23 protein-coding genes are annotated in these 24,199 nt (G+C 71.8%); 7 read left to right on the forward strand and 16 right to left on the reverse strand.

Annotated features, from left to right (window positions below):
* The first annotated feature begins 24 nt into the window (after positions 1-24).
* A complete protein-coding gene (locus tag ACFQ7Q_RS03375; protein ID WP_383549543.1) occupies positions 25-498 on the forward strand; it encodes an Lrp/AsnC family transcriptional regulator in 474 nt (157 codons plus the stop codon).
* A 73-nt stretch (positions 499-571) separates the two neighbouring features.
* On the opposite strand, the gene ACFQ7Q_RS03380 is transcribed toward ACFQ7Q_RS03375, so the two are convergent.
* The 4 genes from ACFQ7Q_RS03380 to ACFQ7Q_RS03395 all read right to left on the reverse strand — a co-directional run bounded on the left by ACFQ7Q_RS03380 (position 572) and on the right by ACFQ7Q_RS03395 (position 4,193).
* Positions 572-1,135 (reverse strand): tellurite resistance TerB family protein, encoded by a 564-nt coding sequence (locus ACFQ7Q_RS03380; protein ID WP_383549546.1) that lies wholly within the window; start codon positions 1,133-1,135, stop codon positions 572-574.
* A 95-nt stretch (positions 1,136-1,230) separates the two neighbouring features.
* Complete coding sequence (locus tag ACFQ7Q_RS03385) at positions 1,231-1,755, reverse strand: O-acetyl-ADP-ribose deacetylase (protein ID WP_383549187.1); 525 nt, start codon at positions 1,753-1,755, stop codon at positions 1,231-1,233.
* Positions 1,756-1,871: 116 nt separating this feature from the next.
* On the reverse strand, positions 1,872-3,293 hold the full coding sequence (locus tag ACFQ7Q_RS03390; RefSeq protein ID WP_383549189.1) for a phytoene desaturase family protein: 1,422 nt from the start codon (positions 3,291-3,293) through the stop codon (positions 1,872-1,874).
* 63 nt (positions 3,294-3,356) lie between these two features.
* Positions 3,357-4,193 carry an inositol monophosphatase family protein gene (locus tag ACFQ7Q_RS03395; RefSeq protein ID WP_383549192.1) on the reverse strand — a complete coding sequence of 279 codons (837 nt, stop codon included), beginning with the start codon at positions 4,191-4,193 and terminating at the stop codon, positions 3,357-3,359.
* Between the two features lie 121 nt (positions 4,194-4,314).
* On the opposite strand from ACFQ7Q_RS03395, the gene ACFQ7Q_RS03400 reads away from it, so the two are divergent.
* Positions 4,315-5,370 (forward strand): biotin/lipoate A/B protein ligase family protein, encoded by a 1,056-nt coding sequence (locus ACFQ7Q_RS03400; protein WP_383549195.1) that lies wholly within the window; start codon positions 4,315-4,317, stop codon positions 5,368-5,370.
* 50 nt (positions 5,371-5,420) lie between these two features.
* Here the strand turns inward: ACFQ7Q_RS03400 and ACFQ7Q_RS03405 are convergent, their stop codons facing one another.
* Entirely contained in the window at positions 5,421-6,845 is a 1,425-nt protein-coding gene (locus ACFQ7Q_RS03405; RefSeq protein WP_383549199.1) for an amidase, read from the reverse strand.
* 33 nt (positions 6,846-6,878) lie between these two features.
* The gene (locus ACFQ7Q_RS03410) at positions 6,879-8,420 is read right to left on the reverse strand and encodes an NCS1 family nucleobase:cation symporter-1 (protein ID WP_383549202.1); all 1,542 of its coding nucleotides are present in this window, start codon (positions 8,418-8,420) and stop codon (positions 6,879-6,881) included.
* Between the two features lie 220 nt (positions 8,421-8,640).
* On the opposite strand from ACFQ7Q_RS03410, the gene ACFQ7Q_RS03415 reads away from it, so the two are divergent.
* Entirely contained in the window at positions 8,641-8,814 is a 174-nt protein-coding gene (locus ACFQ7Q_RS03415) for a CsbD family protein (protein ID WP_383549205.1), read from the forward strand.
* Positions 8,815-8,908: 94 nt separating this feature from the next.
* On the opposite strand, the gene ACFQ7Q_RS03420 is transcribed toward ACFQ7Q_RS03415, so the two are convergent.
* The 8 genes from ACFQ7Q_RS03420 to ACFQ7Q_RS03455 form a co-directional block, all read right to left on the reverse strand.
* Positions 8,909-9,223, reverse strand: a complete 315-nt coding sequence (locus ACFQ7Q_RS03420) for a hypothetical protein (protein WP_383549208.1) — start codon at positions 9,221-9,223, stop codon at positions 8,909-8,911.
* 129 nt (positions 9,224-9,352) lie between these two features.
* A complete protein-coding gene (locus ACFQ7Q_RS03425) occupies positions 9,353-10,351 on the reverse strand; it encodes a TIGR03842 family LLM class F420-dependent oxidoreductase (RefSeq protein WP_383549211.1) in 999 nt (332 codons plus the stop codon).
* 9 nt (positions 10,352-10,360) lie between these two features.
* Positions 10,361-11,764: a dihydropyrimidinase gene (gene hydA, locus ACFQ7Q_RS03430; RefSeq protein ID WP_383549213.1), complete on the reverse strand. Its 1,404-nt coding sequence runs from the start codon at positions 11,762-11,764 to the stop codon at positions 10,361-10,363.
* Between the two features lie 26 nt (positions 11,765-11,790).
* Positions 11,791-13,071, reverse strand: coding sequence for an aspartate aminotransferase family protein (locus ACFQ7Q_RS03435; protein WP_383549216.1), 1,281 nt, complete (start codon positions 13,069-13,071; stop codon positions 11,791-11,793).
* Positions 13,068-13,910 carry a nitrilase-related carbon-nitrogen hydrolase gene (locus ACFQ7Q_RS03440; RefSeq protein WP_383549218.1) on the reverse strand — a complete coding sequence of 281 codons (843 nt, stop codon included), beginning with the start codon at positions 13,908-13,910 and terminating at the stop codon, positions 13,068-13,070. Before ACFQ7Q_RS03440 ends, ACFQ7Q_RS03435 begins: the two co-directional genes overlap by 4 nt.
* 275 nt (positions 13,911-14,185) lie before the next feature.
* The gene (locus ACFQ7Q_RS03445) at positions 14,186-15,445 is read right to left on the reverse strand and encodes a UL36 very large tegument protein (RefSeq protein ID WP_383549221.1); all 1,260 of its coding nucleotides are present in this window, start codon (positions 15,443-15,445) and stop codon (positions 14,186-14,188) included.
* A 178-nt stretch (positions 15,446-15,623) separates the two neighbouring features.
* Positions 15,624-16,004 (reverse strand): PPOX class F420-dependent oxidoreductase, encoded by a 381-nt coding sequence (locus ACFQ7Q_RS03450; RefSeq protein ID WP_383549224.1) that lies wholly within the window; start codon positions 16,002-16,004, stop codon positions 15,624-15,626.
* Between the two features lie 71 nt (positions 16,005-16,075).
* Positions 16,076-16,327, reverse strand: coding sequence for a helix-turn-helix transcriptional regulator (locus ACFQ7Q_RS03455; RefSeq protein ID WP_362358844.1), 252 nt, complete (start codon positions 16,325-16,327; stop codon positions 16,076-16,078).
* Positions 16,328-16,360: 33 nt separating this feature from the next.
* On the opposite strand from ACFQ7Q_RS03455, the gene map reads away from it, so the two are divergent.
* The gene (map, locus tag ACFQ7Q_RS03460) at positions 16,361-17,128 is read left to right on the forward strand and encodes a type I methionyl aminopeptidase (RefSeq protein WP_383549227.1); all 768 of its coding nucleotides are present in this window, start codon (positions 16,361-16,363) and stop codon (positions 17,126-17,128) included.
* A gap of 156 nt (positions 17,129-17,284) precedes the next feature.
* Here map and ggt read toward each other — a convergent pair whose 3' ends face one another.
* Complete coding sequence (ggt, locus tag ACFQ7Q_RS03465) at positions 17,285-19,087, reverse strand: gamma-glutamyltransferase (RefSeq protein ID WP_383549229.1); 1,803 nt, start codon at positions 19,085-19,087, stop codon at positions 17,285-17,287.
* Between the two features lie 104 nt (positions 19,088-19,191).
* On the opposite strand from ggt, the gene ACFQ7Q_RS03470 reads away from it, so the two are divergent.
* On the forward strand, positions 19,192-19,926 hold the full coding sequence (locus tag ACFQ7Q_RS03470) for a hypothetical protein (protein ID WP_383549232.1): 735 nt from the start codon (positions 19,192-19,194) through the stop codon (positions 19,924-19,926).
* Here ACFQ7Q_RS03470 and ACFQ7Q_RS03475 read toward each other — a convergent pair.
* Positions 19,877-21,133, reverse strand: a complete 1,257-nt coding sequence (locus ACFQ7Q_RS03475) for a cytochrome P450 (RefSeq protein WP_383549235.1) — start codon at positions 21,131-21,133, stop codon at positions 19,877-19,879. The two genes, ACFQ7Q_RS03470 and ACFQ7Q_RS03475, sit on opposite strands and share 50 nt — an antisense overlap.
* A 216-nt stretch (positions 21,134-21,349) precedes the next feature.
* On the opposite strand from ACFQ7Q_RS03475, the gene ACFQ7Q_RS03480 reads away from it, so the two are divergent.
* Both ACFQ7Q_RS03480 and ACFQ7Q_RS03485 read left to right on the forward strand, forming a co-directional pair.
* Positions 21,350-22,519: an Ig-like domain-containing protein gene (locus tag ACFQ7Q_RS03480; protein WP_383549239.1), complete on the forward strand. Its 1,170-nt coding sequence runs from the start codon at positions 21,350-21,352 to the stop codon at positions 22,517-22,519.
* Between the two features lie 121 nt (positions 22,520-22,640).
* Positions 22,641-24,188: an alpha/beta fold hydrolase gene (locus ACFQ7Q_RS03485; protein WP_383549242.1), complete on the forward strand. Its 1,548-nt coding sequence runs from the start codon at positions 22,641-22,643 to the stop codon at positions 24,186-24,188.
* Positions 24,189-24,199: the final 11 nt, after the last annotated feature.

Below are 24,199 nucleotides of genomic sequence, written 5' to 3' on the forward strand. Positions count from 1 at the left end.
GACGAAGGAGCGGCTTTGGACGCGGTGGACCTGCAGATCATCCACGAGTTGCAGCAGGACGGCCGGCTGTCCAACCAGGATCTCGCCGACCGGATCAGGCTGTCGCCCTCGCCGTGTCTGCGCCGGGTGCGCCGCCTGGAGGAGGCGGGCCTGATCCGCGGCTACACGGCCATGGTGGACCAGGTCGCGTTCGGCCTGCCGATCACCGTCTTCGTACGGATCCGGCTGGAACGCCACACCGCCGAGGCCGTCAACGTGTTCGAGGAGCACGTCGGCCTCATCGAGCACATCCAGGACTGCTATCTGATGGCCGGCAGCAGCGACTACCTGCTCAGGGTCGTGATCGAGAGCCTGGAGGCGTACGAGGCGCTGGTGCGCAACCGGATCCACGCCATCCCCGGTATCGCGTCCATCGAGTCCAGCTTCGCCTTCGGCAGCGTGAAGCAGTCCAGGATCTACCCGCGCCCGACGGCTCCGGGCGGCAGCGGCCGGGGCTGAATGCCAGGCGGCCTCCCGGGCCGCCGCCGTCGGCCGGCGGCCGGGGCGACCACCCCGGCGCCGGCCGGCCGCGTCAGAGGCCGAACTCCTGCGGGGAGACGCCGAGCGTCGCGCATGCGTCCCGGAGGACCTGCTCCTCGGCCGGGGCGATGTAGCCGTCCGCGCCGGCGACGACGAAGCCGGTCTGCACGACCGCCTTGGCCTCCACGGGCTTCTTCGCCGCCTTGGCGATCTCCTGCAGGGCCTCCGTCCTGCCCTGCTGGAAGTTGTACGTCAACTGGTCGACGTGCTTGTTGAACCGCTGCCGCAGCTGGTCCGGCGGGAAGTTCCGCAGGACGTCGTTCTGCAGGATGAGCGACTCCACGTGCTGCCGCTCCACCGGATCGACCGACCCGTCGGCGGCCGCGACCAGCGCGCACATGGCCATGCTCGCGTCCCGGTACGCGCCGCTCTTGAGCTCCGTCTTGAGGGAGGCGAGCTGGGTCTTGAGCACGCCGACGAGCTGGGCCTTCGATCCTCCGCGCGACCCCGTACCCGACCCCGCGCCCGGCTGCCCGTGACCGCCGGCGCTCCGTGCTCCCTGCGCCTGCTGCTGGAGCCCCTTGGCCTGGTCCTTGATCCGGTCCCACATCGCCATCCGTGCCACCTCGGCTAGCCGTCCGTCCACGCCGCGCGTGTGCCGCGCGTCCCCCTGGAAACGGCTGCCTGCCCTTCCGAGTTCCCCCGCCGGGGCTACGAGGCGCGGACCGCCAGGGCGAAGGCCCGGTACGCCTCCTCGTCGAAGAGGACGAACCTGACCTCCTCGACGGACGTCTCCGTGCTCCGCACGGTCTCGATCGCGATGCGGGCGCCGTCGTCCATGGGCCAGCCGTAGATCCCGGTGGAGATGGCGGGGAAGGCGACGGTACGGGCGCCCAGCTCGTCGGCCACCCGGAGAGACTCGCGGTAGCAGGAGGCCAGGGACTCCGACCGGTCCTCGTCCCGGGACCAGACCGGGCCGACGGTGTGGATCACCCAGCGCGCGTCGAGGCGCCCCGCCGTCGTGGCGACCGCCTTGCCGGTGGGAAGGCCCTTGCCGTAGTGGCCGGCCTTGAGCGCGCGGCACTCCGCCAGGATCTCGGGACCGCCCCTGCGGTGGATCGCACCGTCGACGCCGCCCCCGCCGAGCAGGGAGGAGTTCGCGGCGTTGACGACGGCGTCGACGTGCTGGTCCGTGATGTCGCCGGAGACGAGGACGAGGGACGGCTCTGTGCTCATGGAGCCATCATCGCGCCGTCCTCGCGCCGACGCCTCGGGAATTCGGACGGCGCGGACGGCCGCCGGGCGCCTCGGACACCGCGGAGGCCGTACGGACACCGGCCCTCGTACGGTCGTCAGTTCCGTGTCGCGCGCAGCCGGCGCCAGACCGCCTTGGCCGCGTTGTGACCGGACATGCCGTGTACACCCGGGCCCGGCGGGGTCGCGGCGGAGCAGAGGAAGACCGCCGGGTGCGGGGTGTCGTACGGACGCGCCGACAGCCTGGGGCGCAGCAGCAGTTGGAGTCCGCGGGCCGCGCCGCAGGCGATGTCCCCGCCCACGTAGTTGGCGTTGCGGGCGGCGAGTTCGGGCGGTCCGGCGGTGGCACGGGCCAGGACCAGGTCGCGGAAGCCGGGGGCGAAGCGTTCGATCTGACGCTCCACGGCATCGGTGAGGTCGCCCCGCCAGCCGTTCGGCACATGGCCGTACACCCAGAACGACTGCTTGCCCTCGGGGGCGCGGCCGGGGTCGACGAGGCTGGGCTGGGCGGTGATGAGGAAGGGCGTGCGGGGGGCCATGCCGGAGGACGCCTGGTTCAGGGCGGTGCCGATCTCGCCGCTGGTGGGCCCGATCTGGACGGTGCCCGCCCGGCGCGGTGCCTCCGCCGTCCACGGCACGGCGCCGTCCAGCGCGTAGTCCACCTTGAAGACGCTCGCGCCGTACCGGTAGTGGTCGTAGTAGCCGCCGAATCCGGCGATCCGTGCCAGGGCGGTGGGCGAGGTGTCGAAGACGTACGCGCGGGCCGGCGGCAGGTCGTCGAGCCGCTTGACCTCGTAGTCGGTGTGGACGGCGCCGCCCAGGTCCTTCAGATACGCGGTGAGGGCGTCCGAGATGGACTGGGAGCCGCCGCGCGGCATCGGCCAGCCGCCCTCGTGCGCGGCCAGCGCGAAGACGAGGCCGACCGCGGTGGTGGCGAACCCGCCCAGCGGGGCGATGACATGACCGACGAGCCCGGCGAACAGGGCACGCGCCTTCTCGTCCTTGAACCGGCGCAGGAGCCAGGTCGAGGGCCGCATTCCGTCGAGGCCGAACCGGGCGAGCGTGAGCGGGTCCCGGGGCAGCGCCGTGAGCGGCAGGGACATGAAGTCCCGTGCCAGGGTGTCCCACTTGCCGAGGTAGGGGGCGACGAGCCGGCGGTACGTCCCGGCGTCACGCGGCCCGAAGGAGGCCGCGGTCTCGGCGACGGACCGGGAGAGCACGGCGGCGGTGCCGTCGTCCCAGGGATGGGCCATGGGGAGTCGGGGGTGCAGCCACTCGAGGCCGTACCGGTCCAGCGGCATCGTCTTGAAGACGGGTGAGCCGAATCCCAGCGGGTGCACGGCCGCACAGGGGTCGTGCAGGAACCCGGGGAGGGTCAACTCCTCGGTCCTGGCACCCCCGCCCACGGTCGATCCGGCCTCGAACACGGCGACGGAGAAGCCCCGTCGGGCCAGCTCCACCGCGGCGGTCAGTCCGTTGGGTCCCGCCCCCACGACGACGGCATCGAGCATCGACGGCACCTTCGGACTCCTTCGTCAGCCGATGGCCAGGGCTCTCAGGATATTCCCGGGCCCCTTCGGACCTCACCGCCCCCGGAGCAGCGTCCGGATCCGGTCCGCGGTCGCCTGGTCCCGTGCCGCGGTGAACGGCAGCGCGTTGCCACCGGTGATGCGGAACGGTTCGCCGGCGATGGTCGTGTGGGCGCCGCCCGCCTCCGTCACCAGGAGCAGTCCGGCGGCGTGGTCCCAGGCATACTCCCAACTGAAGGCGGTTGCGTCGAGGACGCCCCGGGCCACGTCCAGATACTCCAGTCCGGCCGAACCGCAGGGGCGCGGGCGGACGCCCTCGGTGTCCAGGCCGAGCAGGGCGCGCTTCTGGTCCTCGGTGGTGTAGTCGGGGTGGGAGGTGGCGACCTCCAGAACGGCCCCGGGCGCCGGTGAGCCGGACCGTATCGGCGCTCCGTTGAGCGTCGCCCCGCGTCCGCGTACCGCGACCGCCATCTCGTCCAGGGCGGGCGCGAAGGTCCAGGAGGCGAGCAGCTCGCCGCGCCGGGCGAGCGCCACCAGGCTGCAGAAGCCGGGCTCGCCACGCACGAACTGGCGCGTGCCGTCGACGGGGTCGACGATCCAGACCGGGGCGTCTCCCTGCAGCGCCTCGTAGACCGCGGGGTCGGCGTGGACGGCCTCCTCGCCGACGACCACGGAGCCGGGCAGGAGCGCCGTCAGGGACGCGGTCAGATGCTCCTCCGCGGCCCGGTCGGCGACCGTCACCAGGTCGTGCGGTCCGTTCTTCTCGACGATCTCGTGCGCGGCGAGCTGGCGGAAGCGCGGTGTGATCTCGGCCGCGGCCGCCTTGCGGACCGCCTCCTCCACCTCGGTCGTACCACCGGCGAGGATGCGGTCAAGGAAGTCATCGGTCATGCGTCCAGCTAAGCACGCCGGTCTGACATGCCGGCCGTCCGTCCCTTAACCCTCCGTTTCCCCGCGGAGTACGCTTTGGACCGGTTCACCCCTTACGGGGAACCGGGGAGAGGGAGGGTCCGTGCACGGCGAGTACAAGGTTCCCGGCGGCAAGCTGGTGGTCGTCGATCTGGAGACGCGGGACGGCGCCCTCGCGGACGTCCGGGTCGCGGGCGACTTCTTCCTCGAGCCGGACGAGGCGATCCTCGCCATCGACCGCGCCCTGGAGGGCGCCCCGGTCGACACCGACGCGTCGGGGCTCGCGGCCCGGATCGACGCGGCGCTGCCGCCCGGCACGGAGATGTACGGGCTGACCACGGAAGGCATCGGCGTCGCGGTCCGCCGGGCACTGGCGCATGCGACGGACTGGACCGACTACGACTGGCAGCTGATCCACGAGCCGCCGCAGCCCCCCGCGCTGCACATGGCCCTGGACGAGGTCCTCACCGCCGAGGTCGCGGCGGGCCGCCGCCCCCCGACCCTGCGGGTCTGGGAGTGGGGCGCGCCGGCCGTCGTCATCGGAAGCTTCCAGTCGCTGCGCAACGAGGTGGACCCGGAGGCGGCCGAGCGGCACGGTTTCCAGGTGGTGCGCCGTATCAGCGGCGGTGGCGCGATGTTCATCGAACCGGGCAACACCATCACGTACTCCCTGTCGGTCCCCGACGCCCTGGTCCAGGGCCTCTCCTTCACCGACAGCTACGCCTACCTCGACGACTGGGTGCTCGGCGCGCTCGGCGACATGGGGGTCAAGGCCTGGTACCAGCCGCTGAACGACATCGCCACGGACGCCGGCAAGATCGCGGGCGCGGCGCAGAAGCGGATCGTGACGGGCGAGGGCGCGGTCCTGCACCACGTGACGATGGCGTACGACATCGACGCCGACAAGATGACGGACGTGCTGCGCATCGGCCGCGAGAAGCTCTCCGACAAGGGGACGAAGAGCGCGAAGAAGCGGGTGGATCCGCTGCGCCGTCAGACGGGTCTGCCGCGCGAGGCGGTGATCGAGCGGATGATCGACTCCTTCCGTGACCGGTACGGCCTGTCGGACGGCCGGGTGACGGAGGAGGAGATGGGACGGGCGAAGGAGCTGGCCGCCGCCAAGTTCGGCACCAGGGAGTGGACGGCGCGGGTTCCCTAGCGGACGTGCCCTCTCCCGGCCGGGGAGGGGCGCCGGCCGGGAGAGGGCGTTCAGATTCGTTCGGTCCGACGCGCGGCCGTCTCCGGCGGTTGGTGGGCGAACCACTTGCGGTCGTCCTCCAGTTGGGCCGCGAGCGAGATCAGCAGCGGTTCGCCGCCCGCCGGGCCGAGGAGCTGCGCGCCGACAGGGAGGCCGTCGGGGGTGAATCCGGCGGGGACGTTCACGCCGGGCCAGCCGAGGACGTTCCACGGCCAGGCGTACGGACAGGCCGACGCCATCGTCAGATCCGTGCGCCAGGCCGGCATCGAGTCGAAGGCGCCGATCCGGGGCGGCGGCACGGCCGTCGTCGGGGTGAGCAGGACGTCGTAGGTGTCGAAGAGCGCGCCGATCCTGCGCTGTTGATGCGCCTCGCGGGCGCGGGCGGCGCGCAGGAGGCGGCCGCCGAGGCGGCGACCGGTGCGGGCCGCGCCGCGGGTGCGCGGATCGAGCAGCGCGGGCTCGGGGTGCCGGTCGGCGTACTCGGCGATTCCGGCGGTCGCGCGGGGCAGGAAGCTCAGCCCGATCCGGCCGTAGTCCGGGCGCGCCTCCTCCACGGTGTGGCCGAGTCCGGCGAGCGCTTCGGCGAGGTCGGCGACGGACCGGCGTATCCCGGCGTCGAGAGGGTTGTACGTGGCGGTGAAGGGCGCCCGCCAGGCGAGCGCGATACGCAGCCGCCCGGGCTCGCGGCGCGCTGCGCCCGAGGCGTCGACGGCGGTCGGCCGGAACCGGTCCCCCGTGTGCGGTCCGGCGACCGCGTCGAGGAGCAGCGCGGCGTCGCGGACGGTCCGGGCGAGCGGGCCGTTGACGGTCAGGCCCTGGAAGCAGTCGTCGTACGGATGGACGGAGACCCGGCCGCGCTGCGGCTTGATGCCGACGAGATGGGTCCAGGCCGCCGGGATCCGGATGGAGCCGGCACCGTCGGAGCCGAGCGCGGCGGGCACGATCCCGGCCGCGACGGCCGCCGCGGAGCCCCCGGAGGATCCTCCGGGAGTGTGGTCGGTGTTCCAGGGGTTGCGGGTCGCGCCGAAGGCGGGGCCTTCGGTGAACGGCCACTGCCCCAGTTCGCAGGCGTTGGTCTTGCCGACGATCACCGCTCCGGCGGCCCGCAGCCGCCGTACCGCCTCGCCGTCCTCGGCCGCGTCGGGGATGTCCCCGGCGCAGCCGAAGCGGGTGGGCAGTCCGGCGACGTCGGTGTCGTCCTTGACGGCGATCGGCACGCCGAGCAGCGGAAGCACCTCCCCCGCGGCGAGCCTGCGGTCGGCCTCCGCCGCCTCGGCGAGGGCGGCCTCCGGCCGGGTGCAGCGGAAGGCGTTGAGGGTGGGCTGCGTGGCCTCGATCCGGTCGAGCACGGCCTGGACGACGGCGGTCGAGGTGACCGTTCCCTCCCTCAACCGCCGCGCCTGTTCGGCCAGTCCGGTGTAGTCGGCCGTGGTCACGGCAGCCCCCTCGTCTCGTCGGCTGCCGGAACCCTACTGGAGCGTAACTTCCCTGTCATCACTCTTCCGCCGCCCTGCCATGAGGCCGGTGTAGAGCAGCAGCGCGGCGGCGAGGCCCACGGCCCAGCCGTAGTCGGCCAGCGGTTTCAGGAAGGGGATGAGCCCATCCTCGGGGAAGGGCCCCTTGCCCGGGGCCGAGTGCGAGCCGCCGACCGCCAGGACACCGCCCACGACGAAGGCGAGCACGGCGGCGGGGTTCCAGCCGCCCGCGTACCAGTACGGGCCGTCCTGCCGGTACAAGCCGGCCAGGTCCAGGACGGCCCGGCGGACGATCCAGTAGTCGGCGATGAGGATGCCCGCCACCGTACCGAGCAGCCCGCCGACCAGGCCGAGCCAGGTGAAGATGTACAGCTCGGGCGTCTCGGTCAGCTTCCACGGCATGATCAGAACGCCCACGACACCCGTGATCAGGGCGCCCGTACGGAAGTCGACCACCTTCGGCGCGAGGTTGGCGAGGTCGTACGCCGGCGAGACGACGTTCGCCGCGATGTTCACCGAGATCGTGGCGACCAGCACGGTCACCAGGGCGAAGAGCAGGCCGAAGACGTTGTCCGTCTTCGCGGCGAGCGCGACCGGGTCCCAGACGGGCGCGCCGTACACCGCCTGCGAGCCGGAGGTGACGAGGACCGAGAGCAGCGCGAAGAGCGTCATGGTCGTCGGGAGGCCCAGCGTCTGCCCCCAGATCTGCGCCCGCTGGCCGGCCCCGAATCGGGTGAAGTCCGGGATGTTCAGGGACAGTGTCGACCAGAAGGCGATCATCCCCATGAGCGAGGGGAAGAAGACGGGCCAGAAGTCGGCTCCCCAGCCCAGCTTCGAGGGCTGGTCGAGCAGCGGCCCCAGCCCGCCCGCCTTGGCGGCGATCCAGACCAGCAGCACGAGCGCGCCGACGATGACGAACGGCGCGGCCCAGTTCTCGAAGCGGCGCAGCGCCTCCATCCCCCGGTAGATGATGGCGAGTTCGAGGATCCAGAAGAGGACGAAGCAGAGCCACAGTGTCCACGGCTGGCCGCCGACCCGTGCCGCGTCGGACCAGCCACCGAAGATCTTGTCGAGCAGGATGAATATCCCCTGTCCGCCGATCCAGGTCTGGATGCCGAACCAGGCGCAGGCCACGCCCGCACGGATGAGAGCGGGCAGGTTGGCCCCGCGCAGCCCGAAGGACGCACGGGCGAGGACCGGGAAGGGGATGCCGTACTTGGGTCCCGCGTGCCCGGTCAGAAGCATCGGCAGGAGGACGATCACATTGGCCAACGCGATGGTGAGGACGGCCTGCTTCCAGTCCATGCCGAGCGCGACGAGCCCCGAGGCGAGCAACCAGGAGGGGATGTTGTGGGCCATGCCGACCCACAGGGCGGCGAAGTTGTACGTGGTCCATCGGCGCCGCTCGACGGGAACGGGCAGCAGATCGTCGTTGACGAACCGGGGATCCGAGGGAGCCGTACCGGGCGAAAGCTCGACGCGGCCGTCGAGGAGCGGGGGTGTTCCGGGTCTTCCGGCGGGCGTGGTTGCGGTCATGAGCGGCGGAACCCTTCGTTCGGGGGACGGAACGAGGCCGTGCGGGGCGTGGGGGGTTCGGCGGGCGCGGGGTCCAGCGGGCTTTGCGACGATAACAGCGATGCCACCGGCGGCCCTATGGGCCGGACGAGGGCAATGGCGGCCCGGCAGGACGTTTGCGGAGGACCGTGCGGGTCAGACGCGGAAGGTACGCATTTCCCGATACACGGAAGTGGTCATTGTGTCCGGTGAGCAGAAAGCAAAGGCAAAGGTCGAGCAGGCCAAGGGCAAGGCCCAGGAGGCCGTCGGTCGGACCGTGGGCAACGAGCGCATGACCGCCAAGGGGCGCGCCGAGCAGGCCAAGGGACATGCCCGCGAGGCCAAGGAAAAGATGAAGGACACGACCGAGGACTGACCGTCCGCGCGCACGACGTCAGGGCACCGGGAGGCCCCTCCGGCCTCCTCGGTGCCCGTCGCGTCCTGGTGCCGGCCGGCGATGGCCGGCGCGGTCACCTATGCCCGCGCGCTCCGAACTCGAGCCGTTGCGGCGCGGAGGCCGGCAGGGGCCCGGTGACAGCGGCGCCCGGCCCGGTCACGTCGCAGGGGATGCCGACGCTCTGGCACATGCGATGGGTCCGGGCCACGGCACTGAGCGACGCGGCCGAGGGGTTGGCGACGGGGAGTTCGACGGTGAGACGGGAAGGCCGGAGCGCGTAGACCAGAGCCTGGATCTGCAGGGCCGCCGCCGCCCGGTTCGTGATGTCCAGGTCCCGAAGGACCCGCACGTTCAGGACTCCGTCCTCGACGACATGGCTGATCAGCACGATCTACCTCCAGGGGCTCGGCTCGGGGCTTGCAGCAGTCTGCACGTCCCCGAAGGGCGATCACCGCCAACGCCCTTCGCCGCCCTCCCGTGTGTCACCCGAACCGCCCAAGCGCCACGGCGCCGGCGATCACCCGAGGGCCGGGATGATCTCGGAGCCGTACGCGTCGATCGTCGTCTCCTTCGCGTCGTGCATGGCGTACACGGCGAACTGATCCACACCCATGTCCCGCAGCCGCCGCAGCTTCTCGATGTGCGCCTCGGCCGGGCCGAGGAGGCAGAATCGATCGACGATCTCGTCGGGGACGAAGTCCGTGGACGGGTTGCCGGCGCGGCCGTGGTGGCTGTAGTCGTAGCCGTGCCGGTTCTTGATGTACGCGGTGAGTTCCTCCGGGACCATGTCGGAGTGCTCGCCGTACTTGGCGACCAGGTCCGCGACATGGTTGCCGACCATCCCGCCGAACCAGCGGCACTGCTCGCGGGCGTGCGCCAGATCGTCGCCGACGTACGCGGGCGCGGCGACGCAGACGGTGAGGGCGTCGGGGTCGCGTCCGGCGTCGGTGGCCGCCTGGCGGACCGCCTTGACCATCCATTCGGTGAGGAACGGATCGGCGAGCTGGAGGATGAAACCGTCGGCCTTCTGTCCGGCGAGGGCGAGCGCCTTGGGGCCGTACGCCGCCATCCAGACCGGCAGCTTCCCCTCCCGTACCCAGGGGATCCGGATCGGGTTGTCGTCCACGAGCGCCTCGCGGCCCTCGGCGAGGTCGCGGATGACGTCGATGGCCTCCCCCAGCCGGGCGAGGGTGTTGGGCTTGCGGCCGGCGACGCGCATCGCGGAGTCCCCGCGGCCGATGCCGCAGACGGTCCGGTTGCCGTACATCTCGTTGAGGGTGGCGAAGGTGGAGGCGGTCACCTCCCAGGTCCTCGTGCCCGGGTTGGTGACCATGGGGCCGACGTGCAGTTTGGTGGTGTGCTCGAGGATCCGGCTGTAGATGACGAAGGGCTCCTGCCAGAGCACGGCGGAGTCGAAGGTCCAGCCATAGCGGAAGCCGTTGCGCTCCGCCCGGCGCATGAGGCCGACGACCGCAGAGGCGGGCGGGTCGGTCTGCAGGACGAGTCCGAAGTCCACGTCGTTCTCCTAGTTCAGGTACTGGCAGGTGGATCGCGGGGTGAAGACGCCGTGCCCGGCGCGGCCGGTGAACTTCCGCTGGTCGATGACGAGTTCGCCGCGCGAGAGCACGGTCTCGACCTGGCCGGTGACGGTCTTCCCCTCGTACGCCGAGTAGTCGACGTTCATGTGGTGGGTCTCCGCGGACAGGGTCTGGACCGCATGCGGGTCGTAGATCACCACGTCGGCGTCCGCGCCCGGGGCGATCGTGCCCTTCTGCGGGTAGAGGCCGAACATCCGCGCCGGGGTGGCGCAGGCGATCTCGATCCAGCGGCGGCGGCTGATGTGCCCGTCGACGACGGCCTGGTGGAGCAGGTCCATACGGTTCTCCACGCCCGGCAGGCCGTTGGGGATCTTCGAGAAGTCCCCGCGTCCCAGATCCTTCTGGCCGGTGAAGCAGAACGGGCAGTGGTCGGTGGAGACGACCTGGAGGTCGTTGGTCCGCAGGCCGCGCCAGAGCGCCGCCTGGTGCTCCTTCGGCCGCAGCGGCGTCGAGCAGACGTACTTCGCGCCCTCGAAGTCGGGCTCGGCCAGGTTGTCCGTGGAGAGGAACAGGTACTGGGGACAGGTCTCGCCGAAGACCGGCAGGCCCATGTCCCGGGCCGCCGCCAGCTCCCGTACCGCCTCGTCGGCGGAGACGTGGACGACGTACAGCGGCGCCCCGGCGACCCGGGCGAGCTGGATGGCGCGATGGGTGGCCTCGGCCTCCAGGAGGACCTTGCGGACCTCGCCGTGGTAGCGGGGGTCCGTCTCGCCGCGGGCCAGGGCCTGTTCGACCAGGACGTCGATCGCGATGCCGTTCTCGGCATGCATCATGATCAGCCCGCCGTCGACGGCGGCCCGCTGCATCGCCCGCAGGATCTGTCCGTCGTCGGAGTAGAAGACCCCCGGGTAGGCCATGAACAGCTTGAACGAGCTGACGCCTTCCTGGACGAGCCGGTCCATCTCCTTGAGCGTCGTCTCGTTCACGTCCGACATGATCATGTGGAAGCCGTAGTCGATGGCGCACTTGCCGTCGGCCTTGGCGTACCAGGTGTCGAGTCCTTCGCGCAGGGTGTGCCCGACGCTCTGCACGGCGAAGTCGACGATGGTGGTGGTGCCGCCCCAGGCGGCGGCCTGGGTCCCGGTCTCGAAGGTGTCGGAGGCGAAGGTGCCGCCGAACGGCAGCTCCATGTGGGTGTGCGCGTCGACACCGCCCGGGATGACATAGCGGTCGGTGGCGTCGATGACGCGGTCGGCGGTCCAGCCGGCGGCCGCGTCGGAGCCGTGCGCGGCGAGCGCGGCGATCCGGCCGTCCTCGATCAGGACGTCTGCGTGGATCTCGTCGGCGGCGGTGACGACGAGGCCGCCGCGGATGAGGGTGCGGGTGCTCACGGGTTGTCCCCCTCGGTAGGGATGAACTAGAGGACTCGGAGGGCCTGTTCGAGGATGGCCGCGCCCTCTTCGGCCTCGGCGACGGTGAGCGAGAGCGGCGGGGCGATCCGCAGGGAACTGGTGTTGTGGCCGCCGCCCTTGCCGATGAGCAGTCCGTTCTCGCGGGCGGCCTCCAGGACGGCCGTCGCAGCCGCCGGGTCGGCCTCGTCGGTGCCGGGCCGGGTCAGTTCGATGCCGATCATCAGGCCGCGGCCGCGCACCTCGCGGACCGCCTCGACGCCCGCGCCGACCGCCCTCAGCCGCTCGATCAGCAGGCCGCCGACGCGGCGCGCGTTGCCCTGGAGGTCGTGTTCGAGCAGATGGCCGAGGTTGGCGAGGCCGGCGGCCATGGTGATCGGCGAACCGCCGAAGGTGGAGATCGAGTTGGCGTCGAGGCAGTTCATGATCTCGGCGCGCGCGACGACTCCCCCCACGGACATGCCGTTGCCGATGCCCTTGGCGAAGGTGAGGATGTCGGGCGGGCCCGCCTGGTCGTGCGCCTGCCAGCCCCAGAAGTGGTCGCCGGTACGCCCCCAGCCGGTCTGCACCTCGTCGGAGATCCACAGGATGCCGTGGCGTTCCAGGACGCGGCGGAATGCGGCGTAGAGACCGTCGGGCGGGGAGGTGAAGCCGCCGACGCCCTGGATGGGTTCGGCGATGAGGGCGGCGACGTCCCGGGTGTGGCCGAGGAGGTCTTCGAGGTCGGCGACGCAGGCTTCGACGAACCGCTCGTCGCTGTACTGCGCGTACGGTCCACGGGTGCGGACGCCGCCGTGCACGTACAGGGTCTGGAGCGGGGAGAGGCCCGTGGGGGACCAGGCGCGGTTGCCGGTGATGCCGACGGTGGAGAAGGAACGGCCGTGGTAGCTGTTGCGCATCGCCAGGATCTGGTTGGAGCGGCGGTACGCGGTGGCGAGCAGCAGGGCCGTGTCATTGGCCTCGGTGCCCGAGGTGGTGAAGAAGACCCGGGCGTCGGGGATGCCGGAGAGGGTGGCGATCCGCTCGGCGAGCTCGACCATCGGCCGGTTCAGATAGAGCGTCGAGGAGTGGATGATCCGGCCGGCCTGCTCGGTGACGGCCTTGGTGACCTCGGGCAGGGCGTGCGCGGTCATGGTGGTGAGGATGCCGCCGAAGAAGTCGAGGTACCGGTTTCCTTCGACGTCCCAGACGTGGCGGCCCTCGCCGTGGGTGATCTCGATGGGGTCCTGGTAGTAGAGGGCGACCCAGTCGGGGATGACGGCGCGATGGCGGTCGTAGAGGTCGTTCACGGCTGCACCAGCCCGTCGTAGGCGTCGGGGCGGCGGTCGCGGTAGAAGGCCCATTGCTGCCGGACCTCCTCGATGACACGGAAGTCCAGGTCGCGTACGACGAGTTCCTCGGCCTTGTCGGAGGCGACGTCGCCGACGAACCGGCCGCGGGGGTCGACGAAGTAGCTGGTCCCGTAGAAGTCGTTGTCGCCGTACTCCTCCTGCCCGACCCGGTTGATGGCGGCGACGAAGTACTCGTTGGCGACGGCGGCCGCGGGCTGCTCCAGCTGCCAGAGGTAGGAGGAGAGGCCGCGCGAGGTGGCGGACGGGTTGTACACCAACTGTGCGCCGTTGAGGCCGAGTTGACGCCAGCCCTCGGGGAAGTGGCGGTCGTAGCAGATGTAGACGCCGACCTTGCCGACGGCGGTGTCGAACACCGGCCAGCCCGCGTTGCCCGGGCGGAAGTAGTACTTCTCCCAGAATCCCTTGACCTGCGGGATGTGGTGCTTGCGGTACTTGCCGAGGTAGGAGCCGTCGGCGTCGATGACCGCGGCGGTGTTGTAGTAGAAGCCGGAGTCCTCGACCTCGAAGACGGGGACGACGATCACCATGCCGGTCTCGCGGGCCAGCTCCTTCATCCGCGTGACGGTCGGCCCGTCCGGGACGGGCTCGGCCCAGCGGTAGTGCTCGGGCTCCTGCACCTGGCAGAAGTAGGGGGCGTTGAACACCTCCTGGAATCCGATGACCTTGGCACCCTGCCGGGCCGCCTCGCGGGCGTGCTCCTCATGCTTGGCGATCATGGATTCGGTGTCGCCGGTCCAGGTCGCCTGGACGAGTGCGGCGCGTACGACGTCGGTCATGAGCTGCTCCTTCGGCGCGGCGTCAGAGAGCCTCTACGCACGTAGACACGGTGCGTAGGAGGAGAACGTAAGCCCCGTCCCATCCCGGAGCAAGACCACCGCCGGGAACCGCCGGAGTCGATCATGATTCGTACCCGAGTGGTCCACGTCGGACACGCACCGACACGTCCCGTTCCCCAACGGTACGTGCCGGTACGCGTCGGCGGTCGCGGTACGCGCCGGTGACGACCGCCTTTCGATGGTTTCCGGCGCCCTCCGGCGCCGCTTCCCGTACGTCAGGCTCCGGCGAGTCCCGCGACGCGCAGCGCGTGCACCAGGTCCCGTTCGCGGGCCGGGGACACCGCACGGGCGGCTTCAAGGAGTTGCGGTACGAGACCGTGCGGGTCGGCGGCGGCGAGCCGGGCGGCGTCCTCGGGGGCGCGGACCCGCACGAACGCGGCGAGCAACGCATGCGCCTCGCGGGAATGGCCCTCGGCACGCAGGGCGGCGCAGGCGCCGGCGAGCTCCTCCACGGGACGGGCGACGCCCTGGCGCAGCAGATGGTCGCAGTCCTGGCCCCGGCCGGCGTCGGCGAGCGCGCCCGCGACGGCCGCGAGCCGGCCGGGCGGCAGCGAGGCCGCCTCCCAGAGCAGGGTGGCCCAGTCGGCGTCGAGGCCGGCACGGTGGAGTTCCGCCGCGAGCGCGGGCAGCCAGGCGGGCGGCCCGGCGGCGGCCTCGCAGAGCAGTGCATGCGCCTCGCCGCCGCGGCCCTGGGAGCGCAGCCGCTGAAGGGCGTAGACCGCGTTACCGGCGGCGCGTGCCGCGTCCTCGGCGAGCTCGGGCGAGGTGGCACGGGGAGCAGGGGCGGGGGGCGCCTCGGCCCCGCCGAAACGGGCGCCGCGCGGAGCCGCCCCGGCCACGGGCAGTTCGGGCACGGGCACCGGCTCCTGGGCTTCCTCGACCTCGTCCATCCACGCGTACCGGGCGCCCCGGGGGCGCCGCTTGGCGGCGGCGGCCTTCCGTGAGGTCGGGGGCTGCGAGGCGACGGGTGCGGGCTCGGGGTCCGTGCGGAGCGGTGGGCCGGCGGCGGCCCACACCGGGCCGCGCCCGCCCTCCACCGCTCCCGTCAACCGGGCCAGGCGGCCGGTCAGTTCGGCGATGCGGGCCGTCGCGCGGGAATGGTCGTCCTGCGCCCAGGCCAGGTCGCCGCTCAGTACGGGCGCGTCCGGGGAGGCCGGGTCGGCGCGCAGCCGGGCGTCGAGGTCGCGGGACCGGCTCTCGGCGAACTGCCGCTCCCTCGCCATCAGCGTCAACCGCTCACGCAGGGCCTCCGCACCGCCGGGCAGCCGGTCGTGGGCGGTCGCCGCCGCCGCGTGCAGCGCCCTCGCTCGGGCGGCCCCGGGGCCGGCTCCCGCCTCGCCCAGGTCCTGGAGCAGGGACTCGACGACGTCCCAGGGCAGGATCTCCGCGCCGTCGAAGCAGGAGCGCAGCCCCTCGGGGTCCCGGCTCGCGAAGACTCCGTACCAGCCCTCGCCCGGCCGCAGACGGGCCACCATGTCTCGCAGGTGGTGCGCGAACGCACTGACCTCTGCCGGAAGTTGATACACCGTCATATCGCCCGCACCGCCCGCGCACTCGACTGGAAGCCTCCGGTCCGCGGCTATTCGACCCCAGTCGTGTTACGGCACGGCTACAGACTGTTTTCGCGCAGGGCCCGGCTCTCGCGCGATCGGGTCAGAAACGCACGGCGATCCCGGTGTGCGGCCGCTTGCCGAGCCGCGCGATCGTGGCGGGCCAGTCGACGAGCCAGTACTGCCACGTGTACTTGCGGGAGAGCAGCTTGCGTACCCGGCGCAGCTCGTCCCCCTCCAGCAGCCGGGCGGTCCCCTCGGTCCGCACGGCCTCCTCCGCGACGTTCCCGCGCAGGTCGCAGGCGGCGACCACGACCCGGGGGTCGTTCCGCAGCCGCTTGACCTTCCAGGAGTCGGTGCGCGTCCACGCGTAGAGCTCGTCGCCCTCCACGGCGTACCAGACCGGCGTCGCCACCCCCGTGCCGTTCTTACGGAAGGTGGTGAGACTGACGTAGCGGCCGTGCCGCAGCTCCTCGGGCATCATGCGGCCGAGCCTACGCAGACAGCGGGTACGCCACCGCGCCAGGGCGCCCTCGGGGCCGTACGACCACGCCTCTAGACCGGCACCAGCGCGCAGCGCGTGACGATCTCGTCCATCGAGAGGCCGAGGACGCCCGCGAGGGCCGCGACCGTGAAGAAGGCGGGCGTCGGGGCCCGCCCGGTCTCGATCTTGCGGAGCGTCTCGGCGGAGAGTCCGGCGGCCGCGGCGATCTCGACCATGGAACGGCCGCCGCGCGCCTCGCGCAGCAGAACGCCGAGCCGCTCGCCGCGCTCGCGCTCTTCGGGGGTCAGGGGTGTGCGCACCATGGCCACCATTGTAATACCGGTATAGTAATTGGCATGGTCGAGATCAAGACGGACGAATCGGTGCGCGCCATGCGCGAGGCGGGACGGGTGGTGGCCGAGGCCCTGGCGGCCGCACGGAAGAAGGCGGCGCCCGGCGTGAGCCCGCGGGAGCTGGACCGGGCGGCCCGGGAGGTCCTCGCGGCGGCCGGCGCCGGCTCGCCGTTCCTGGACTACCACCCCGACTGGGCCCCTGTGCCCTTCCCCGCGGTCGTGTGCGTCTCCGTGAACGACGCGATCGTGCACGGCATCCCGGGCGACCGCCGCCTCGTCGACGGGGACCTCGTGTCCGTCGACTGCGGTGCGGTCCTCGGTGGCTGGGCGGGCGACTCCGCGATCAGCTTCACCGTCGGCCGGGCCCGCCCCGCGGACACCCGGCTGATCGACACGGCGTACGCCGCCCTGGAGGCGGGTATCGGCGCGGCCGTCGTCGGCAACCGCATCGGCGACATCGCGCACGCGATCGGCCGGGTGTGCCGGGACGCGGGCTACGGCATCCCGGACGGCTTCGGCGGTCACGGGATCGGCCGCACGATGCACGAGGACCCGGGCGTCCCCAACGAAGGACGCCCGGGCCGGGGGATGCCGCTGCGCCACGGAATGGTCATCGCGATCGAGCCGATGCTGATCGGCGGGGGCGGGGACGACCACTACACGGCGCGGGACGGCTGGACGGTCCACACCATGGACGGCTCCCGCGCGGCCCACGCCGAGCACACGGTCGCGATCACCGACGACGGCCCGAGGATCCTCACGGCGCCGTAGGCACGGGCATGTGGGCGGGGTCTACGGGCGGGTCCGTGGGCGGCCGGCCCCGGGCACATGGGAGGCCCGCTTCGGTGGGCGAGCCGTCACCACAGCCCGCCCCCTGTCGCGGCCCGTCGCCGCCCGGAGCCCCGGCGAGGTCTCGCCGCGTGCTCGCTACCGTGCCGGCCGCACCACCATCGCCGAACCGCCGCCCCTGCGCACCGTCTCCGCCGCGGCCACCCAGCGGCCGTCCGGCAGTCGCTGTACGCCGGTCGCCGCCCCGATCTCGGGGTTCTGCCGGAAGCCGTGGCCGATCGCCTCGAGTTCGCCCCTCAGCGGGCTGTTCCACAGCCCCGGCTCCAGCTCCGTCGTCGCCTGGTTCCGCTGACTGGCGCGCGGGGCCGCGATCGCGTCGACGAGCGGCAGACCCCGGTCCACCACGCCGGTCAGCGTCTGGAGCACGGTGGTGATGATGGTGGCGCCGCCCGGGGAGCCGAGGGCGAGCACCGGCCGTCCGTGTCCGTCGAGCACGATCGTCGGGGACATAGAGGAGCGGGGACGCTTCCCCGGGCCCGGCAGGTTCGGGTCGTGGACGGCCGGGTTCGCCGGGGCGAAGGAGAAGTCCGTCAGCTCGTTGTTGAGCAGGAAGCCGCGGCCGGGAACGGTGATGCCGCTGCCGCCCGTCGACTCGATCGTCAGGGTGTACGCGACGACGTTGCCCCACTTGTCGGCGACCGTCAGATGGGTGGTGTTCTCACCCTCGTACGTGGTCGGCGCCGCCGTACCCCCGCTCGCGCAGGCCGCCGGATCGCGCGGGTCGCCCGGCGCGAGCGGGCTGGTCAGCACGGCGTCGTCGCGGATCAGGCAGGCGCGGGAGTCGGCGTAGCGCTGCGAGAGCAGTTCGCGGGTCGGCACGTCCTCGAAGGCCGGGTCGCCGACCCAGCGCCCCCGGTCGGCGAAGGCGATCCGGCTCGCCTCGATGAAACGGTGCAGATAGGCGGTCTGCGAGGAGGCGGAGAGGTCGGTGCGCTCCAGGATGTTGAGCGCCTCGCCGACGCTCGTACCGCCGGAGGACGACGGGGCCATGCCGTAGACGTCGAGGCCCCGGTAGGAGATCCGTGTCGGGCGGCGCCGCTCGGTCTCGTACGCCTTGAGGTCACGCTCCGTCAGGTCGCCGGAGCGCACCACCCGGGTGGCCCCGTCCCGCACCGGAGGCTTGCGGACGGTGTCGACGATGTCCCGGGCCAGCGGGCCCCGGTAGAGCGCGCCGACGCCCTCGCGGCCCAGCTTGTCGTATGTACGGGCCAGGTCGGGGTTCTTGAAGACGGAGCCCACGACGGGCAGTCGGCCGTCGGGCAGGAAGAGTTCGGAGGAGGCAGGGAAGTCCCGGAAGCGGGCCTCGTTGGCGGCCGTCTGGGCACGGAAGGTGGCGTCGACGGTGAAGCCGTCGCGGGCGAGCCGCTCGGCCGGTTCGAGGAGGGAGCGCAGCGGCTTGCTGCCCCAGGCGTCGAGAGCGGTCTTCCAGGTCGCCGGGGTGCCGGGGGTGCCGACGCCCCGGCCGCTGGTCATGCCCTCCTCGAACGGGATGGGCTTGCCGTTCTCCATGAAGAGCTGGGTGTCCGCCGACGCGGGGGCGGTCTCGCGGCCGTCGATCGTGTGGACCGTACGGGTCCTGGCGTCGTAGTGGACGAGGTAGCCGCCTCCGCCGATGCCCGCGGAGTACGGCTCGGTGACGCCGAGCGCCGCGGCCACGGCGACGGCCGCGTCGACGGCGTTGCCGCCCTTGCGGAGCACCTCGATACCCGCGGCGGAGGCGTCGGCGTCCACGCTGGCGACGGCTCCGCCGTATCCGACGGCGACGGGTTCCTTCACCGGGGACGGGGGCGGGGTCGGCGTCGGAGGAGCCGCGGCCCCCACCGAGAGCCATGTCGCGGCGACGACGAGAACCGACCCATTCCGCAGCACGGAACGACGCATCCCTACCTCCAGTCAACGACCGTCCGCGCAGCGTAACTTCCTCCCGCCCGTCCCGTCAGGACCGCCTCGAACTGAGGACCGCTCCCCCGCTACCATGCGCGCCCATGAATGAAGACCTGCGCAATGTCGTGCTGGGAGTCCTCGCCACGGGGGTCAGCGCCTCGCTCGGCTGGCTGGCCAGGACCTACCTCTGGCGCCGCAAGCTCCGGCGCAAGCAGGCGTTCTTCGGCCTCACGGGGGGCTCCGAATGCCTGCTGGTGGTGAACCGCAAGGCGGGGAGCGAGCGGGCGGTGCACAACGTCGACGTGTCCGCGCTGCTCGAGCTCTCCGCGCTGATCAAGGACTGCGGGGCGCGGCCGGAGATAGTCCAGCACGACATGGCGCGCCAGGGCCTCGGGGACCGCGCAGAGTTCTGCGTCGGCGGGCCGTACTCCAACCGCCGGATGGCGGCGCATCTCTCCTCGCTGCTGCCGGGTCTGACGATGAACGTGGAGTCGGAACCGGTCGCGGACCGGGGCATGTTCACGATCGTCGACGGCGAGGTGTACCGGGGCGTTCCCGGGGAGGCGGAGTTCGTCGTCCTCGCCCGGCTCACCGGCGGCGAGGGCGGCCTGCCGGTGTTCCTCTTCTGCGGTCAGTCCGCGATCAGCAACCAGGCCGCGGCCCGCCATCTGGCCCGGCACCACGAGAAGTTGGCGCGGAAGTACGGCTCCGGCCCCTTCGTGCTCCTCCTCAAGGTGGTCAACTCCGATGCGTACGGCCCCGATGTGGTGGAACTGGTCGCCGATGTCACGCGGGCCGCGCGGACTGTTCCCGCACCTGAACCGGCAGGGACTTGACGCCGTTGATGAAGTTGGAGACGAGGCGGCGGGGCGGGCCGGTGAGCGTGAGGTCGCCGAGGACGTCCCGGACCTCCTCGTGCAGGACGCGCAGCTGCAGCCGGGCGAAGTGGGCGCCGAGGCAGACGTGCGGCCCCTCGCCGAACGAGACGTGCGGGTTCGGAGTCCGGTCCAGGTCCAGGCGGTACGGGTTGGTGAAGACGCGTTCGTCGTGGTTGGCGGAGGCGTGGAAGACGACGACCTTGTCGCCGGCGGCGATGGGCCGGCCGGCGAGTTCGGTGTCGCGGGCGGCGGTGCGCCGGAAGGAGAGCACGGGCGGGTGCCACCGCAGGAGCTCCTCGACGGCGCGGTCCGTCGTGACGGTCCCGCTCCAGAGCCGTCGGCGCTCGTCGGGGTGTTCGGCGAGGGCGAGCAGGCCGCCCGGGGCGGCGCTGCGGACGGTGTCGTTGCCGGCGACGGTGAGCAGGAAGAAGAACATCTCCAGCTCGGCGGGGAGGAGTTCGGAGGTGGCGAGCGCGGTCATGATGTCGTCGGCGGGGTGCTTCCGCTTGTACGCGGCGAGTTCGCGGGCGTAGTCGAACATCTCGGCGAGCATGGCGGGCGAGCGGGGGTTGACCGGTCGGCCCCGCTCGTCGAGGACGGGCGGCTCGTCCGGGTCCTGGTAGGCGATGACCCGCTCGGTCCAGGCGAGCAGCAGGCCGCGGTCGCCCGCGGGGACGCCGAGCAGGTCGGTGAGGTTGAGCAGCGCGTAGTCGTCGGTCACGGCCCTCACGAGGTCGACCTCGGGGCCCGCGTCGACAGCCGCCTTCAGCAGCTCGCGAGCCCGTGCCCGCGCGATCCCGGCGAACCGTCCGACGCGGCCGGGCGTGAACGCCCGGCTGACGAGCCGGCGCAGGCGCCCGTGCTCGGGCGGGTCCTGGTTGAGCATCATCCGCCGGATGAAGGGCAGATCGGCCGGGTCCGGGTCACGGATCTGGGTGGCGCCGAGGCATGAGGAGTAGTCCGCGGAGTCCTTGAGCACCCGCACGACGTCGGCGTGGCGCGTGACGGCCCAGAACCCGGGCCCGGGGGGCCAGCCGAGAACTCCGTACTCCTCCTGCCAGGCGACGGGCCGACGGTCGCGCAGGACCCTGAACGCCTCGTGCGGCAGCCCTTCGGCGTAGATCCGTGGGTCGAAGACGTCCGGTACGTCGCTGGTGTTCTCCACGCCCCCAGCTTGGGGCGACCGCCGCCGGAACGCCAGATCCGGGGATCACGCCTCCGGCGCGGCTCCAGAGGGTCAGATCGCTGCTGGTGGCGACGGCGAGCGTCCGTATCGCCCATCTCACATCCGACATCGGCGAAATAGTCCACATATTCGGAACCGATTCCGGCCGACGACCCTCTCTCCCCGCGTAAGAGATCACCACCGGAGGTCGTCCTCGTGAAGCGCATACCCGTGCCCGCCCTGCTCGTCACCACCGCACTGGCCCTCGCCGTCAGTGCGTGTTCCGGTGGATCGGATGGGGCGGGCGACGCCAAAGGTGGCGGGCGGGAGGCGCCGAAGACGCGGATCTCGGTGAACACGACCGGGGCGACGGCCGAGGCCGGCAAGCCCGTCGTCGTCACGCTCGCCGAGGGGGAGCGGCTTCAGCAGGTGAGCGTGACCGACTCCAAGGGCGGGCGGCTCGACGGGAAGGTGGCCGCCGACGGGAAGAGCTGGACCTCCTCCCGTAAGGCCACGCCCGGGACCGCGTACGCGGTCGAGGCGCGTGACACGGCCGGCGGGAGCGCGAAGGCCGAGTTCTCCACCGCCGCTCCCGAGAAGGTCAACAAGCTGACGCTCGCGCCGGGGAAGAACACCACGGTCGGCATCGCCCAGCCGCTGTCGATCGTGTTCGACCACCCGGTGAAGAACAAGGCCGAGGTCGAGAAGCACCTCAAGGTCACGACCTCGAACGACACCGAGGGCTCCTGGGGCTGGATGCAGGACTGGTCGGGCAAGGACCGGGTCGACTGGCGGCCGAAGGAGTACTGGAAGTCCGGCACGAAGGTCACCCTGGACGCCGCCCTGAGCGGTACCGACTCCGGCACGGGCGGCTGGTTCGTCCGGGACTACACCACGACCTTCTCGATCGGCAGGAACCAGCTGGTCAAGGTCGACCTCGACACGCACCGGCTGAGGCTGCTCCGCGACGGCCAGGTGGTCCAGGACGTGCCGATGTCGGCGGGGACGCCCGGCGGCGAGAAGGCGTCCTGGCGCGGGAAGACCGTCCTGATGTCCAAGGAGGGCACCATCAACATGCGCTCCGAGACCGTCGGACTCGGCGACGCCTACGACAAGATGGTCGACTACTCGATGCGGCTGACCTGGTCGGGCATGTACGCCCACGCGGCGCCCTGGAACGCCGCGTACTTCGGCAGCGCCAACAAGAGTTCGGGCTGCATCGGAATGAGCGACGCGAACGCGCGGAGCGTGTACGACGCGGTTCAGGTCGGCGATCCCTTCGAGATCACCGGCTCCGACGCCAAGGGGACGCAGGCCCTGAACAACGGCTACGGCGAGTGGAACCTCTCGTGGTCCGAGTGGCAGGCGAGGAGCGCCCTGCGCTGATCACGCGTTCAACAATCGTTACCCTCGCGTAACTTACCGACCAGTTACCTCGGGTAAGCCCCTGCGGTTACCGTCGGGTCACTTTCACTGTCCCCACCAGTGACACGAGTAGGAGTGACCCGTGCGCACACCTCTGGTCTTCGCCGTCTCGGCCGCCCTGGTGGCCGGGACGGCCCTCGGGCTCGCCCCCGCCGCCCACGCCGCCGGGCCCGGCATCCGCTTCGTCGACATCGCCGGAGACGGCGGCACGATCCTCAAGGCCAACGTCGTCACCCCCGCCGGCGCCGACGGCTCGACCCGCTACCCCGTGATCGTGCTCCCGACCAGCTGGGCGATGCCGCAGATCGAGTACCTCGCCCAGGCCGTGAAGCTCGCCGACTCCGGCTATGTCGTGGTCGGTTACAACTCGCGCGGCTTCTGGCAGTCCGGCGGCGAGATCGAGACCGCCGGACCGAAGGACGTCGCCGACGCCTCCAAGGTCATCGACTGGGCCCTCGCCAACACCCCGGCCGACCCCGCCAAGGTCGGTATGGCCGGGGTCAGCTACGGAGCCGGGATCAGCCTCCTCGCCTCCGCGCACGACAAGCGGATCAAGGCAGTCGCGGCGCTGAGCGGCTGGGCCGATCTCATCGAGTCCATCTACAGCGGCCGCACCCAGCACTTCCAGGCCGCGGCCCTGCTCGGCGGAGCCGGCTACATCACCGGCCGCCCCGGACCCGAACTCCGGCGCATCCTGGGCGACTTCCTCTCCTCCGACCTGGCCAAGGAGGAGGAGATGATCGCCTGGGGCAAGGAGCGCTCCGCCGCGACCCATCTGGACCGGATCAACGCCAACGGCGCCGCGATCATGCTCGGCAACGCCTGGGGCGACACCATCTTCCCGCCCAACCAGTACGCCTCCTTCTACGAAAAGCTCCAGGGCCCCAAGCGCCTGGAGTTCCGCCCCGGCGACCACGCCACCGCCGAGGCCACCGGTCTGTTCGGGCTGCCCAACGACACCTGGACCAGCACCCGGCGCTGGTTCGACCACTACCTCAAGGGCGTCGACAACGGCATCGACCGTGAGCAGCCCGTCCAGCTCAAGTCCCGGTCCACCGCCGGCTACGAGGGCTATCCGGACTGGAAGTCGGTGGGCGCGAACGAGCGGAAGATCGCCCTCGCCGGCACCCAGAGGATCTGGGCGAACGTCGACTCCGGCGCCAACGGCGGCATCGTGCTGCTCTCCAACGCCCTGGACCAGTTCCTGAAGACCCCGCCCGTCGCCTCGATCCCGCTCCTCCCCCGCCCCTTCGCCGGCGTCTGGCAGTCCGAGCGGTACGACACGGCCCAGCGGGTGCGCGGCACGGCGAAGCTGCACACCACGGTCACCTCCACCAAGGAGAGCGGCACCCTCGTCGCCTACCTCTACGACGTGGGCCCGCTCGGCCTCGGCAAGCTGGTCAGCAATGCCCCGTACACCTTCCACGGCAAGACACCCGGCAAGCCGTTCGCCGTCGACCTGGAGCTGTTCTCCACCGCCTACGACGTGCCGGCGGGCCACCGTCTCGCCCTGGTCGTCGACACCGTCGACCCGCTCTACATCGAGCACAACCCGACCGGCGCACAGCTGACCTTCTCCTCCCCGTCGGCCGACCCCTCGTACGTGTCGGTCCCGCTGCGGGAGAAGTGATCACCGGCTGC

Origin of the sequence: Streptomyces sp. NPDC056527 (assembly GCF_042794475.1) — a bacterium.
GTDB lineage: Bacteria > Actinomycetota > Actinomycetes > Streptomycetales > Streptomycetaceae > Streptomyces.